The sequence below is a fragment of the Nonomuraea sp. SBT364 genome, from assembly GCF_001083785.1.
GTDB lineage: Bacteria > Actinomycetota > Actinomycetes > Streptosporangiales > Streptosporangiaceae > Nonomuraea.
The window spans coordinates 151,112-164,232 of record NZ_LAVL01000001.1 but is presented as its reverse complement, the minus strand read 5'-3'; the positions used below and the strand labels follow the sequence as shown (position 1 = coordinate 164,232).

Annotated in this window: 14 protein-coding genes; 5 read left to right on the top strand and 9 right to left on the bottom strand. The window is 70.3% G+C overall.

All coding sequences use genetic code 11. From position 1 onward, the window contains the following. Positions 1-63: 63 nt before the first annotated feature. A complete protein-coding gene (locus ADY59_RS00835) occupies positions 64-1,248 on the top strand; it encodes a DUF2254 family protein (protein ID WP_049556416.1) in 1,185 nt (394 codons plus the stop codon). A 238-nt stretch (positions 1,249-1,486) separates the two neighbouring features. Here ADY59_RS00835 and ADY59_RS49485 read toward each other — a convergent pair whose 3' ends face one another. The 3 genes from ADY59_RS49485 to ADY59_RS00820 form a co-directional block, all read right to left on the bottom strand. Then, on the bottom strand, positions 1,487-2,287 hold the full coding sequence (locus ADY59_RS49485) for a hypothetical protein (RefSeq protein ID WP_156325216.1): 801 nt from the start codon (positions 2,285-2,287) through the stop codon (positions 1,487-1,489). Positions 2,288-2,502: 215 nt separating this feature from the next. After that, positions 2,503-3,483 (bottom strand): alpha/beta fold hydrolase, encoded by a 981-nt coding sequence (locus ADY59_RS00825; RefSeq protein WP_049556412.1) that lies wholly within the window; start codon positions 3,481-3,483, stop codon positions 2,503-2,505. After that, a complete protein-coding gene (locus ADY59_RS00820; RefSeq protein ID WP_049556651.1) occupies positions 3,480-4,403 on the bottom strand; it encodes a zinc-binding dehydrogenase in 924 nt (307 codons plus the stop codon). Before ADY59_RS00820 ends, ADY59_RS00825 begins: the two co-directional genes overlap by 4 nt. A gap of 89 nt (positions 4,404-4,492) precedes the next feature. Between ADY59_RS00820 and ADY59_RS00815 the strand changes: the two genes are divergently transcribed. Both ADY59_RS00815 and ADY59_RS00810 read left to right on the top strand, forming a co-directional pair. After that, positions 4,493-5,440, top strand: a complete 948-nt coding sequence (locus ADY59_RS00815) for a LysR family transcriptional regulator (RefSeq protein ID WP_049556649.1) — start codon at positions 4,493-4,495, stop codon at positions 5,438-5,440. 261 nt (positions 5,441-5,701) lie between these two features. After that, a complete protein-coding gene (locus ADY59_RS00810) occupies positions 5,702-6,937 on the top strand; it encodes a cytochrome P450 (RefSeq protein ID WP_156325215.1) in 1,236 nt (411 codons plus the stop codon). 154 nt (positions 6,938-7,091) lie between these two features. Here ADY59_RS00810 and ADY59_RS00805 read toward each other — a convergent pair whose 3' ends face one another. Then, complete coding sequence (locus ADY59_RS00805) at positions 7,092-8,237, bottom strand: RCC1 domain-containing protein (protein WP_082309745.1); 1,146 nt, start codon at positions 8,235-8,237, stop codon at positions 7,092-7,094. Positions 8,238-8,467: 230 nt separating this feature from the next. Between ADY59_RS00805 and ADY59_RS50960 the strand changes: the two genes are divergently transcribed. Further along, positions 8,468-8,611, top strand: coding sequence for a hypothetical protein (locus ADY59_RS50960; RefSeq protein WP_197093366.1), 144 nt, complete (start codon positions 8,468-8,470; stop codon positions 8,609-8,611). Between the two features lies 1 nt (position 8,612). On the opposite strand, the gene ADY59_RS00800 is transcribed toward ADY59_RS50960, so the two are convergent. From ADY59_RS00800 to ADY59_RS53180, 5 genes are all read right to left on the bottom strand, one after another. Further along, positions 8,613-10,001: an MFS transporter gene (locus tag ADY59_RS00800; RefSeq protein WP_197093365.1), complete on the bottom strand. Its 1,389-nt coding sequence runs from the start codon at positions 9,999-10,001 to the stop codon at positions 8,613-8,615. A gap of 49 nt (positions 10,002-10,050) precedes the next feature. After that, on the bottom strand, positions 10,051-10,509 hold the full coding sequence (locus ADY59_RS00795) for a MarR family winged helix-turn-helix transcriptional regulator (protein WP_231618474.1): 459 nt from the start codon (positions 10,507-10,509) through the stop codon (positions 10,051-10,053). A gap of 202 nt (positions 10,510-10,711) precedes the next feature. Then, the gene (locus ADY59_RS00790) at positions 10,712-11,677 is read right to left on the bottom strand and encodes a phage baseplate protein (RefSeq protein WP_063780512.1); all 966 of its coding nucleotides are present in this window, start codon (positions 11,675-11,677) and stop codon (positions 10,712-10,714) included. A 144-nt stretch (positions 11,678-11,821) separates the two neighbouring features. After that, a complete protein-coding gene (locus ADY59_RS00785) occupies positions 11,822-12,451 on the bottom strand; it encodes a LysE family translocator (protein WP_049556403.1) in 630 nt (209 codons plus the stop codon). A 5-nt stretch (positions 12,452-12,456) separates the two neighbouring features. Further along, on the bottom strand, positions 12,457-12,585 hold the full coding sequence (locus ADY59_RS53180; RefSeq protein WP_269433535.1) for a hypothetical protein: 129 nt from the start codon (positions 12,583-12,585) through the stop codon (positions 12,457-12,459). Between the two features lie 70 nt (positions 12,586-12,655). On the opposite strand from ADY59_RS53180, the gene ADY59_RS00780 reads away from it, so the two are divergent. Beyond that, positions 12,656-13,045 carry a RidA family protein gene (locus tag ADY59_RS00780; protein ID WP_049556402.1) on the top strand — a complete coding sequence of 130 codons (390 nt, stop codon included), beginning with the start codon at positions 12,656-12,658 and terminating at the stop codon, positions 13,043-13,045. The last annotated feature ends 76 nt before the right edge of the window (positions 13,046-13,121 follow it).

The window sequence follows — 13,121 nt, the reverse complement described above, 5'->3', positions numbered from 1 at the left end:
CGCCGACACGCCGCGGGCATGCCACAAGCAAGCCGTCCGCCTGGAGAAGGGTGCCGCCGCCTCATGAGGGAACGCGTTCCCCGGACGCTCTTCCGGCGTCCCCGGCGGCGGCTGCGGGCCAGTGCGGTCCAGGTCGTCTGCGCCTCGGCCGGGCTCGCCGCCGGGCTGATCCTGCCCGGCCTGCCTCCCACGGTGGCGCTGCCCACCAAGGACGTCACCGGGGCGCTGTTCACCATCGGGTTCGGCGTGCTGGGCCTGGCCAGCCTCATCTTCTCCCTGCTGTTCCTGGTCATGCAGTTCGCCGCCGGCACCTTCAGCCTGCGGCTCACCCTGTTCCGGGACGATCCGATCGTCTGGCGCACCTTCGCCTTCGCCGTCGGCCTGTTCATCTACGCAATCACCGCGGCTCTCGTGGTCGCGCATCGCGGCGAGGTCTCCCTCACCGTGCCCGTGCTGGCCGTACTCCTCGCGCTCGTCGCCGCGCTGCTCATGCGCACCGTGCAGATCCGCGCCTTCGTCTCCATCCAGCTCGCGCCCTGCCTGAACGTGATCAACCGGCGTACCCGCCGGGTCCTGGACATCGTCTACACCCAGCCCTACCAGGACGATTCCGCCCGCGAGCCGCTCGGCCCGCCCTCCCCGGCGTCCTCGGTCCGCCGGCACGGTGGGCCGGCCAGGCTCCAGGAGATCGACGTGCCCGCGCTGGTCTCCCTGGCGGCCCACCACGACGCCGTCATCGTGCTGCGCGCCCCCATCGGGGCGCAGCTCTTCGACGGCGACCTGCTCGCCGACGTCCACCACCACGCCATCCCCGAACGGCTGCTGCTCCGGCACTTCCGCACCGGAGCCGAACGCGCCTTCGCGCAGGACACCGCGTTCGGGTTCCGGCTGCTGGCCGACATCGCGCTCCGGGCCGTCTCGGTGGCGATCAACGACCCGGTCACCGCCGTCCAGGCCCTGGATCACGCGCACGACCTGCTGCGCCGCCTGGTGGGCAAGGCGCTCGACGTGGGGTCCGTGGCCGACGCCCGAGGCCGGATCCGCCTCGTGATCCCCCTGCCCACCTGGGAGGACTACCTGCACCTCGCCTTCGACGAGGTCATCGCCGTCACGCGCAGCCCCATGGTCCAGCTCCGGCTCCGCGACCTGCTGCGCAGCCTGCACGAGGAAGCACCGCCTCACCGCCAGGACTCGATCGCCGCCCGCCTGCGCCTGGTCGAGGCCGGCCCGGCACACGAAGACAGATGAGCGCCACGGACGGCAGGTCGGGCGACCAGGTCTCGGAACCGCTGCCCGTGAGATACCGCCGCCCGCCCGGCCGTTATCCGGATCGGCCTCAGCGTCCGGGAGGAGACGAGGAGGGGCGTGGGATCGGCGGCGTTGCTCTCATCACCGAATCGGCGGCGGGGACATGGTGGCTCTGCCGGTCGCAAGCGGCCCGCGTCGGGGCGGCTCGACGTCCCGACGCGGAAGCCGTGATGGATGGTTACGTGGCTGGGCGTGTGGGTGCCACCTCGATGATCTCGGTGCGCACTCCGTTTTCTACGATCACGGTCCGTTCGGCCTCAGCGGAACCTTGCAAGGCTTCCGCATCTGCCACCAATGGGGGGACCTTGCTGATCGGGGTGAGGACGGGTGCTCCGGTGCCGTCGCGGCGAAGCCGGCCGTCGTCGCTCATGACGGGGAGTTCATCGGGGAACTTCGCGCTGTCGATGGTTCCGTTCTTACGTACCCATGCGGGGCGCGGGGGTTGAGCGGAGTGTTGAGCAGTCAGGGTGAGAGGGGGATCGAGCCAGTGGTTGCCGGAGGCGATTTCTCCTCCGTTCCAGGTCGAGCCGTTGCGGACGGCTGACCAGCCGATCGTGGCGTACCAGGCGGTTCCGCACGGTGTCCTGTTGCCGAAGTTCCAGGCGACGGTTAGGTGCGAGCCTGAGCCGTACCACCAATCCAGTTGGCGGCACAGCCCCCAGACTCCGGCACTCAGGTCGAACACCAAGTAGTCGTACCGGGCGGCGATGTAACCAGCGGGGCGTGACCAGCCCACGGCGCAGTTGACCCACCCAACTCCGTAGACGAAGCCCCTGGTTTCCGACCAGGTGTCAGCGCGGGCGTAGCCCCCTCCATCTCCGTGCGAGACTTCTGCGCGGCCGTCGACGCACACGTCCGCCGATTTGTAGATCTCGCCTTTCTCATAGACGTAATGAGCCTGGGCGGGCGAGGACAATGTCGCCACCAGGGCGATTGCCATGCAGATCGCAATCGCCGGCCTGCCGATTCTCTTGATCAATGCTCCACCTCCACGATGATGTCCGGGGCGTCGGACCCTCAGAATGCGGCGTGCACGCCGGCACGGCTTGTACGAACGAGCCGATTGACAGCCCGGCCGACGGGCTTGAGCAGCGGCGGGATCTCACCGAGGTCGAACGTGCTCCGAGCACGGCGTCGGCCGTGGGCGCCCTCGGCGATGAGGCAATGTGCGGCGGCCGGGCCCCCGGGAGCGGGTCATGCGAGTGCTTCAGAGATCCAGTCGGCGGCCGGGGCCAGCCAGTCGGGGCGGGCGTTGCCGAGCAGGTGGTCGCCATGGGGCAGGGACACGTAGCGCCCGTGCGGTGCCAGGCGGGCCAGCGGCTCGCCGTTGGTCACGCCCAGGATGACATCCCGGCCGCCGTCGATGACCAGCAGCGGGCAGGTGATCTGCGGGGCGAGGGCGGACAGGTCCACCTGGCCGGCGAAGCGGCGGGCCGCTTCTTCGCCACCGGCCCGCTGGATGAGGAGATCCCGTACGGGAGGTGGCAGGACGTCCCAGTGCAGCCGGAAGGGGCCACTGACGGTGACGGCGGCCGCGACGCGGCTCTCCCGGGCGGCGCTTTCTGCGACGTAGTAGCCGCCAAGGCTGAGCCCGACGAGTCCCACGTTCCGCGCGCCGAGTGCGTCGATGACCCGGCCGATCACGCGGTGGTAGTCGGCGCGGACGGTGCTGGTGGCGGCGAGCGCGCCCTGTCCCGGCCCGTCCATGGCGAACACGGCCAGGCCCCGGCGCAACAGGGCGGTGACGACGTCGTGGAACTCCTCCTTGCCGGAGTCCAGCCCCGGAACCACCACCACCGTCGCGCGGGCATCGGCTGGGCTGCGCAACCAGCCGGTGAAGCCCGGCCCTTCGACCCGGCGCGCCTGCGGCTCCAGCAACTCCAGCGACCGTCCCATGGCGGTGTCGGCCTCGGCCGCCGCGAGCGCGCTCTGGCGGTTCGGTCCCAGGGTGGCGAAGTGGAACCAGCGCGCCGCCACTCGCAGGTGCTCGCCCGTTGAGATCGCCGTGGCCGCCTGCTCGGCGCGCGCCACGTGCTCGCGTGCGGCGCGCATGAAGGACTCACCCCACTGGTCGGGGTCCGCCAGTTCACCGGTGACGCGCAGGTACTCGTGCAGGTCCAGCCCGGCTCCGGTGGCGCGTGAGAGGTTGGCGGCGGCGAGGTCCGCGGCGCTCATCGCGATGCTCCGATCGTCAGTACGGCCTTGCCGCGGATCCGGCGTTCCCGCAGATCGACCAGGACGTCGGCGGTCCGGCTCCAGTCGGCGGTGCGGCCGATCTCGGGGTGCAGCCGCCCACCGGCCGCCAGCCTTACCAGGCTGGCCAGGTCAGGACCGTACGGCGTGCCCGCGTAGTGGAAGTGCCGGATCACGGCGTTCTGCGGCCCGGCCAGCAGGTCGAAGAAGTTCACCGTCGCAGGGGTGCGGCTGGCCTGCCCGAACCAGACCAGAAGGCCATCCGGCGCCAACCGGGCCAGCGCGGCGGGGAGCGCGTTGCCGCCGGTGGACTCCAGCACCACATCGAACGGCCCGTCCGCCTCGTCCACGTCGTGCACGATCGCAGCGGCGCCCAGCTCGCGCAGACGCGCGCCGCGCTCCGCCGTGGCGGTCACCGCGGTCACCTCCGCCCCGGCTGCGGCGGCCATCTCGGTCAGATAATGCCCCACTCCGCCGGAGGCTCCGGTCAGCAGCAGTCGCCTGCCCGTCACGGCGCCGGCAGTGCGGAGCAGGCGCAGCGCGGTGATCCCGGCCAGTGGCAGTGCGGCCGCCTGCACGGTGGTGAGCCCGTCGGGCAGGACAGCGATCGAGTGGGTGGGCACGCTCGCGTACTCGGCCCATCCGCCCATGGGCGGATGACCCACCACCCGGCTGCCGGCCGGTGGGCCCGAGCCGTCGGCGGCGGCCTGCACGACCAGTCCGGCGACGTCCTTCCCCGGCTGCAGACCGGGCTCCGGCGTTTCCAGCAGGAACGTCTCTCCGCGGTTGGGGGAGAACGCCTCAACCTTGATCAACGCCTCGTCCGGGGCGGGCACGGGCTGAGCGGCCTGGGCGAACTCCACAGGCCGCGCGGCATCTCCCGTAGGAATCAATCTATGCATGCGGGCCATGAAACCGGCGAGCGGAGCGCCTGAGCCAACAACGGACGCGAGAAGCCGACAACCATGGGTTGTCGCCTATGGTGACAGCCGTGGACTTGGACCTGGCGCAGGTGCGCGCGTTCGTACAGGCGGCGGAAGAGCTGCACTTCGGCCACGCGGCCGAGGAGTTGTCGATCTCTCAGCAGGCCCTCTCGAAGCGGATCGCCCGCCTGGAGTCCACGCTCGGCAGGCGCCTGCTCGACCGCGGCGGCCAGGGAGTGCGCCTCACCCAGGCCGGCCGGCATTTCCTGGAGCCCGCCCGGCAGGCGCTGGCCGCCGCCGACCTGGCCGTGGCGGCGCTGCTGGACACACACCGCCCGCTGCGGATCGACGTGTGGGGCCACCTGTACGCGCCCATGCGCACCCTGGCCCAGGTGGCGACCGGTGAGCCGCGGCTGGAACTCGGCCACGGCCGCGACCTGCCGACGGTGATCACCGCGCTGCTGCATGGCGACATCGACGCCGCCTTCGGCCGCGTCCACGCGCCGCTGCCCGCAGGGCTGACCCATCGCCTGGTCCGGCTGGAACCCATGGATGCCATCCTCCACGCCGATCATCCGCTGGCGAACGCGCCCGCGATCCGTCCGGCGCAGTTGCGCGACGGCGTGCTGTGGACTCCCGGCGCGCTCCACCGGCTGGACTTCCTGCACCGCTTCGCCATGGCCTTCGGCATCCGCCGGCACGCCGAAGGCACGAACTTGGGGCTGGACCGCCTGCTGGCCGCCCTGGCGGCCGACCCGCACCGCTTCAGCCTGCTGCCCGCAGACCTGCCCGTCCCGCCGCACCCGGCGATCCGCTCGGTCCCGCTGATCGACCCCACCCCGCTGTACGCCTGGTCACTGCTCTGGCGCGGCAACGGCGGCCACCCGCTGCTGGACGCCCTGACAAGCGCCTTCGTGACGGAGGCCGAGCGCAATCGGTGGCTGGAACACGATCCCGCCCGCGATTGGCTGCCCGAGTGCCACAGCACGGACGCCGGCGCATCGGCTACATCATGAGGAGCCCGACGGAGGAACTCGCGCTGAAGCCGAGCCCATCGCCAGGCGAACCGCTCCACGGACGCCACGCGAGCGAAGCCGATCGCCTGAGGCCCGTGAGAGCCGTTCACCAGCAGCGCAGGGCGGACTCCTGCAGGGCGCCGACGCTCGGCTCGGAAAGTGCGGGACGCCCAGGGGGATGTGGCCGCTGAGTCATTGACCGGACACGGGTTGTTTCGTACGTTCATGGGGCTCGTCGGACGGCATCGCCGGGAGGCGCTCATGACAGAACTGTCCAGCTCCGCGTGGCCATGGCCCGACCTTCCGCCCGGTCCGCTCGGCACTGCCTCCCCTGACCTGGCCCGCAGGCTCGCCGAGGCTTCGATGGCGTCCGTCACGATGCCGAGTGGAGACCAGGTGCCCATGATCGTCCGCTATGAGGACGTTCGTGCCGTTCTCGCCTCGCCGGCCAGCAGTCGCAATCTGCGGGAACCCGGGCTTCCCAGGATGGTCAGCGGCACCTCCCTCGAGGACGACCCCTCGGCACTGATCAACCAGGACCCGCCGGAGCACACCCGATACCGCCGCATCATGCAGGGCACCTTCACCCCCAGACACATCGAACGCTGGCGGCCGCGCGCGGCCGCGATCGCCAACGAGCTGATCGACGCGGCCGGCCAGGAGTTCGACCTGGTCACCGATTTCGCCCTGCCGCTGCCCGCGCGAGTGATCTGCGAGATGCTCGGCGTCCCGATGGACCGGTTCGACCAGTTCCGCGGCTGGACGGAGATGTTCCTGTCCACGTCCGAGGCGAGCGCCAAGGCCAGGGGAGAGGGATTCGCCGCGTTCATGGCGTACGCAGGCGAGCTGATCGCCGAGCATCGCGCCAAGCGGGGCGACGACCTCATCGACCTGCTCATCGGGGCGCGGGACGAGGGGGACAGGCTCAGTGAGCCGGAGCTGACCCACATGGTGTTCACACTGATCATGGCGGGGCACGAGACCACCGCATCGATCATCATCCGAGGCGCGTTCCGCCTCCTGTGTCACCCTGACCAGTACGCGCAGCTGGCGGCCCGTCCCGAACTCCTGGAACCGGCGGTCGAGGAGATCCTGCGCTGCGAAGGTCCCGGAGGGAACGGCCTGCTCAGGCTGGTCACCGAGGACGTCGAGCTGTCCGGCGGCGTGATTCCCAAGGGCACCGTCGTGCTGCCCAACCCCACGGGCGCCAACCACGACCCGTCGGCGTTCGACGACCCGCTGCGGTTCGACATCCGGAGGTTCGCAGCGACGGCGCCGCCCGACCCGCACCTGACGTTCGGCCACGGCCCCCACTACTGCCTGGGGGCGAATCTGGCCAGGATGGAACTGCAGGAAGCCTTCCGTGCCCTGGTGACGCGGCTGCCCTCCCTCCGCGCCCAGGAGGACTTGTCGACGCTGCGCTGGACCGACGACGGACTGATCCATCGCCCGGTCCGGCTCCCGGTCAAGGAGAACGCGTCTTGGACGGCCTCCTGATCCGTGTACGTGACACGGACCCGAGCGCCGGGCCTGCCGAAGGCGTCGTCAGCACGTCATCCGGTTCTGGCCGTGGTCAGCGCCCGTTCCACCTCCTGCGCCCACTTCAGGAACTGCCTGCCCGTCGTGCAATGACGGCGGGCAAGCCTCACTCCTACTGCTCGATCGCCAGCACGTGCCGTGATGCCGATGACGTGGTCACCCGGGCGATCTGCGCGAACGGCGGCACCGGCTTCGGCGTCGGGAACGACGTCAGGCTGCCGTTACCGAGCTGCCCGTCGTGGTTGTTGCCCCAGGTCCACACCGTTCCGTCTGCGCTCAGCGCCGCGCTGGAGCGCAGGCTCGCCGCGACCTCGACGACGTGTTCGAGGTCGAGCGCCTGCTTCGGCACCGGCACGGGCGGGGACGTGACCCCGATGCCCAGCTGCCCCAGACCATTGTCCCCCCATCCGTAGGTGACGTCGAAGGTGGTCGCCAGACTGTGGCGCCCGCCTGCGGCGATGTCCTTGACGAAGCCCATGCCGTCCACGAACACCGGCTCCAGCTGCTGGGTGAAGGTCCCATCGCCGAGCTGGCCATGGAAGTTCGAACCCCACGACCACACCCGGCCCTGCTCCGACAGCGCAAGACTGTGGGCGGCGCCTCCCTCGATGTCGACGAAGTCCTCGCCGTCCGGCTGAAGCACCTTCAGCGGCAGCGACGCATCCGTGGTGGTGCCGTTGCCGAGCTGCCCATCAGCGTTCGAGCCCCACGACCACAGGCGCCCGGAGACGAGAGCCAGGGTGTGCCGGTCACCGGCGGCCACCCTGGTGATGCCGGTCAGAGCAAGCAGCTTCGTCGGATCTTGTTGCGTGGTCTGCGTCCCGTCACCGAGCTGGCCATGAGAGTTCGAGCCCCAGGTGAACAGGACTCCGGCGCTGCTCAGCGCAAGGCTGAAATCGCCGTTGGCGGCGACCTGGACGATGTCCGTCAGCCCGGGCACCAGCTTGGGCGTCAACACGGGCGGAGTGTTCATCCCTTGGCCGAGCTGGCCGGTGTCGTTGGCGCCCCAGGCCCACACCCTGCCGTCGTGGTCAAGGGCCACGCTGTGAGACCTGCCGGCGGCGATGTCGCGGAACTCCACCGTTCCCTGATCGATCGTCACGGGTGAAACGGCCAAGCCCGGGCCGCCGTCGCCGAGCTCGCCGCTGGAATTCGAGCCCCAAGCCCATCCCTGGTTCGGCGACGCCGCAATGGCCGGCCCCGACTGCCGGCCGATCCCCACGAGGACCATGGCGACCAGCACTGATCGCGCGATCATGCGGGTGCCCCCTGCCTCCCGTTTTGCCACGGTTGGCTATCGGTCGCCTGGCGGTCACGCGTTACAGGCGCCCCTGCTCATTCCTCGTCGAACGGCGAATTCTGGGCGGGGTCCCACGCGTCCGTCAGAGGGTGTCCCCTCGACCTCCTCTGAGTGATCTACCGCGAGAGCGGGCCCCGGCTTGGTGGTGCAAGACGATCGCTGGCTCCCTGCCGGCGGGCCGGATCGTCGTGATCGTCCTGGCCGTGCTGATCGATGCCCTCGACGATGCGGAAGTCGCGCTCGACGCCGTCGGAGAGGGCGACCAGCGCCTCCTGGCAGGCCGCACTCTCGCGCGCCGCGACGGCCTGCTCGAAGCAGTCGAACGCAACTGACTTACGGGTTGGTCTCGGACGAGCGTCGGCGGGCGAGAGCGAGGCTTGTCAGCGTCGTGATCGCCATGGCGCCGATGCCGACCAGCGCCGCGGTGGTGTAGGCGCTGTCGTCGGGGAAGAGGTGGCCGGGGCCGGTGCCCGCGGCGAGGATCAGGCCGCCGATGGCGCTGCCCAGGGAGTATCCGACGCTGCGGACGACGTAGTTGAAGCTCATGGCGCTGGACGTCTCGCTCTTGGGGGTGACGGCCAGGATGACGCCGGGCATCGCCGCCGAGAAGCCGCCGACACCGAAGCCGAGCACGCCCATCGCCGCGAACAACTCGGTCAGGTCCGACCGGGCCGCCGCGAACAGGGCGAACCCGCCGCCGACCACGACAGCGCTGCCGGCCAGGAGCAGGGGGTCGGCGATCCGCGTCCGGACCCGCGGCGTGAGCTTGCCGGCGACGAACCCCAGCACCGAGAACGGGATGAGGACCAGCCCGGCGACGAAGGTCGTCAGCCCGAAGCCGTAGCCGGCGCCGTGCGGCGTCTGCGCGTACCGGGTGATGAGCGTGAGCAGGAGGTACATGCCGATCCCGGCGACGAACATGGCGAGGTTCGCCCCGGCGACCGCCGGGTGCCGCACCGCCCGCAGGTCGACCAGGGGCGTCGTACTGCGCAGCTCGATGACGGCCCAGACGCAGAGCAGCGCCACCGCGACGACGGCGAGGCCCGCCGCCACGGCGAGGTGCCGGCTCCACAGATTCCGTTCGCCGGCGAGGAACAGCACCAGGAGCAGCGCAGCGGCGAGGACGACCGCGCCTGCCACGTCCACGTGGGCGGAGCGGCCTTCGGGGGCTTGCGGCACGGAGCGCCACGCGGTCAGGAGGGCGGCGGCGGTGACGACCAGGCCGAGGCCGTAGGCGGCCCGTACCCCGCCGAGCTCGGCGAGCAGGGCGGCCAGCGGGTAGCCGACGCCGGACCCGATGATCGAGACCACCGAGATCAGGGAGATCACCGCCGCGCTGCGCTCCTCGGGGAGGTGGTCCCGGGCCACGCCCATCATCAGCGCCGTCAGCCCGAGCCCGACGCCCTGGGCAGCCCTGCCTGCCAGCAGCCATTCGAACGGCAGCGGCAGCACGGTGAGCGCGCTGCCGGCGACGACGACCGCCAGCGTGACGAGGATCGTGGCCCGCCGGTGCGGGCCGGCTCCGAGCCTGCCCAGGATCGGCGTGGCGACGGCGCCGCTGAGCAGCGCGACGGTCAGCGTCCACTGCGCGCTGCCGAGCGAGACCTGGAACGAGGTCGCCACGCTGGTGATGAGCGGCGTCCCGAGGCTGGCGACCGCGGCCACGACCAGAGCGATGAACATCAGGGCGGGGACCAGCAGCCGCGCCTCGGAACGCGCCACCCGGAACGCCTTCACCGAGACCCCGCCGACCGGCCGCCCGGCTGCCCGGTCACTGCTCCGGTCCTTCGCGGTCCCGGCTTTCGAGCTCCGCCAGATGCTTCAGCGCCGGAAGGGCCGCCACCAGCGCCTCGACCTCGTCACCGGTGAGCTCGCCGATCAACCGCTCGAACGCGTGGACGCCCGCCTGGCGCCGCCTCCGGACATAGGAGGCGCCGGCCTCGGTCAGGCACACCAGCGTGACCCGCTTGTCGGACGCATCTCCCCGCCGCTCGACCAGGCCGGACTCCTCCATCACCCGGACCAGGGTGGTCATCGCGGGCTGGGTGACGCCCTCGACCGCGGCCAGATCGGTGATGCGCCGCGGGCCGGTCCGGTCCAGGGTGGCCAGGGTGGCGGCGGACGTCAGGCTCATGTCCCGGGGCAGGCGTCTCGCGGCCCTGGTGGCCAGGCCGTAGAGGGCTGCCCCGATGGCGGCGGACGCGCCAGGAGCGATGTCTTGACGACTCATGCTCGAAGCATAGCGCTTTTATATTCACAGTTTATGTAAATGGCCGGCCGGCTCGGCGGCGGTCTGCATGGCTGACCCCGGTACCCGTCCTCTGGGCCATGGCCAACCCGAGCGCCCTTCGTTCCCCCCACGGCCGCGTCGTCGTCCGGCCCACACGTGGCGCGGCCTGGCTGATCGGCGCCCGCAAGCGCCCGACTCCGGGTCAGACGAACTCGCTCTTGTAGAAGACGGTGGCCTGGCGTACTCCACCGGTGTTCGAATGGAACCCGAAGGCCAGCCGCGGGCCGGTGGAGTGCATCCAGATGGCCATGCCCTGCGGCTCCCGGCCAGGAAGCGACGCACCCGTTCTGGTCTCCCACCTGTCGACCACGGTCGACTGGCCGGTGCCGTTGAGGTCCACCACAGTGATGTACGACGGCCCGTTCGCCCTGCCCTCGATCAGGTACGCGTAGCGGCCGTAGGCCGTGTAACCCTGGAACGGGTTGTTCTTCCCCCAGGATCCGCGCGAGGGCAGAGCGCGCTCGACCAGGCGGTCACCGCTGCCGAGCCGGCCCGCGCGGGCGTCGCTGAGATCGAAGGCGACGATGCGCGGCATGTCGGCGCCGGTTTTGTAGCGGACCAGCAGCCGGCCGGTCGAGGGGTCGATCGCCGGTTGAGGATTGACCATGGTGTCGCCGATGGAGGGCGTACGGTCCTGGATCGCGCTGCTGGCCCTGTCCAGGACGGTGCCGTCGACGAACTTGAATCGCCCGATCTTGGTGCCGAATCCGCTGCCGCTCGCCTGCCACTCGGTCCACAGGTAAACCGCGCCGCCGTAAGGCTCCACCGCGATCGCCACGCCGTGCCCGAAGCCGTGCAGCTTCATCGAGCCCAGGATCTTCCCCTTCGTGTCCGTCTTGGTGATCCAGAGGTCGCCAGTCGTCGAACCCGGCTCCACCTCGGCGAAGTAGATGTGCTGGTGCGCGTTGTCGTACGCGAAGGACTGCAGTACCCAGTCGTGGCCGAGTGACCTCTTCAGGATCGGATTGCCGCCGTCCCCCGGCAGGTCGAAGCGGGCCGAGTTCGGGACGTCGGCATGCGCCGGGCGAATTCCGAGCAAAGCGCCCGCCGTGATCCCGCAGCCCGCGACCATGAGGCTCCGGCGGTTGAGGGAAGGGGGCTTGCGCATATCGGTTGTCTCCCGTGTGGTGGTGGGGATCTTGGCCAGAACGTTCTACCAGGCCCGGGCATGTTTCGGGTATGCGCGCCCGTAGCCGAGGATCCGACCTGCACTAGCCGATTCCGGCATCGCGGTCGCCCGCGCCACCGGCGGCTAGCGTTGGGTCGCCAGGGTGACGCCCAGACCGATGAACAGGGTCCCGGTGGCGGCGTCGATCCGGCGGCGCACTGCCTGCCGGTCGCGGAGCCAGCTGCCGATCCGCCCCGCGAGCACACCGACCGTCGCGTCCGCCAGGAACTCCAGGACGATGAGGATCGCGCCGAGGATGGCGAACTGCAGCCAGACCGGCCCCGCCGCCGGATCGATGAACTGCGGCAGGAAGGCGACCATGAACGTGAACGTCTGCGGGTTGGCCATGGATGACACCACGCCGTTGAGATAGGCGCGCCGTCCGGTCATCCCGCCGCCGGCCGCGTCGTCGGCCTGCGCCTTCTTGCGGTTGCGGAACATCTGGACGCCGAGGTGGATCAGGTACGCGGCGCCGGCGAGGCGCAGCACCGTGAACACGACCGGGAACGTCGTCAGCAGCACGGCGAGCCCGGCCGCGGCGGCGGCGACGTACAAGGCGTCACCCGTGATCACCCCGAGCGTGGCCAGCAACCCGGCACGGGCGCCGCCCCGCAGGCCGCATCCCAGCACGAACAGCATGTCGGGACCTGGGGTGATCAAAGCGACGACGGTGGTCAGCGTGAACATGGCGAGCAAATGCGGATCGATCGGCATTCGGATCATTCTTCCACCGCGGCCGCCCGGTCAACCTTGACGCCGGAGGCGCGCAGCCGCTCGCGGAAGTCGGTCGCCAGCACGAACCCGTCGTGCACGAACGTCACGTCCTGGAAACGCCGCCGGCTTGACAAGAATATGCATGTGCATGCAATATTGCTGACACGGAACGAAACATGCACGTACATACAAATAGGAGATGTCATGAAGCGTGAGCGCGTCAGCACCACCCCCGACTGGTACGAGCCGTACGCCATCTCCCAGGCCATCAAGGTCGGCGACCTCGTGTTCGCCTCAGGTCAGGCCGGCTTCGACGAGAACGGCGTCACCGTCAGCGACGACTTCGAGACCCAGGCCCGGCAGGCGTTCGCCAACCTCGACCGGGTCCTGAGGGAGGCGGGATCCGGCCTCGCCGACGTCGTCAAGGTGACCATCCTCGTCACCGACCTGGAGCCCAACCTGGACACCATCATCAAGCTGCGCCGGGAGTTCTTCACGCAGCCCTATCCCGCCGACACCCTGATCCAGATCTCCCGGCTGGCCCAGGCCGACTGGCAGATCGAGGTCGACGCCACCGCGGTGGCACGATCATGAAGATGCCGTTGGAACTGCGCCCCGAACCCGTCCCGGGCACCGGGGGAGTGGTCTTCCGGTCATCGCCAACGATCTC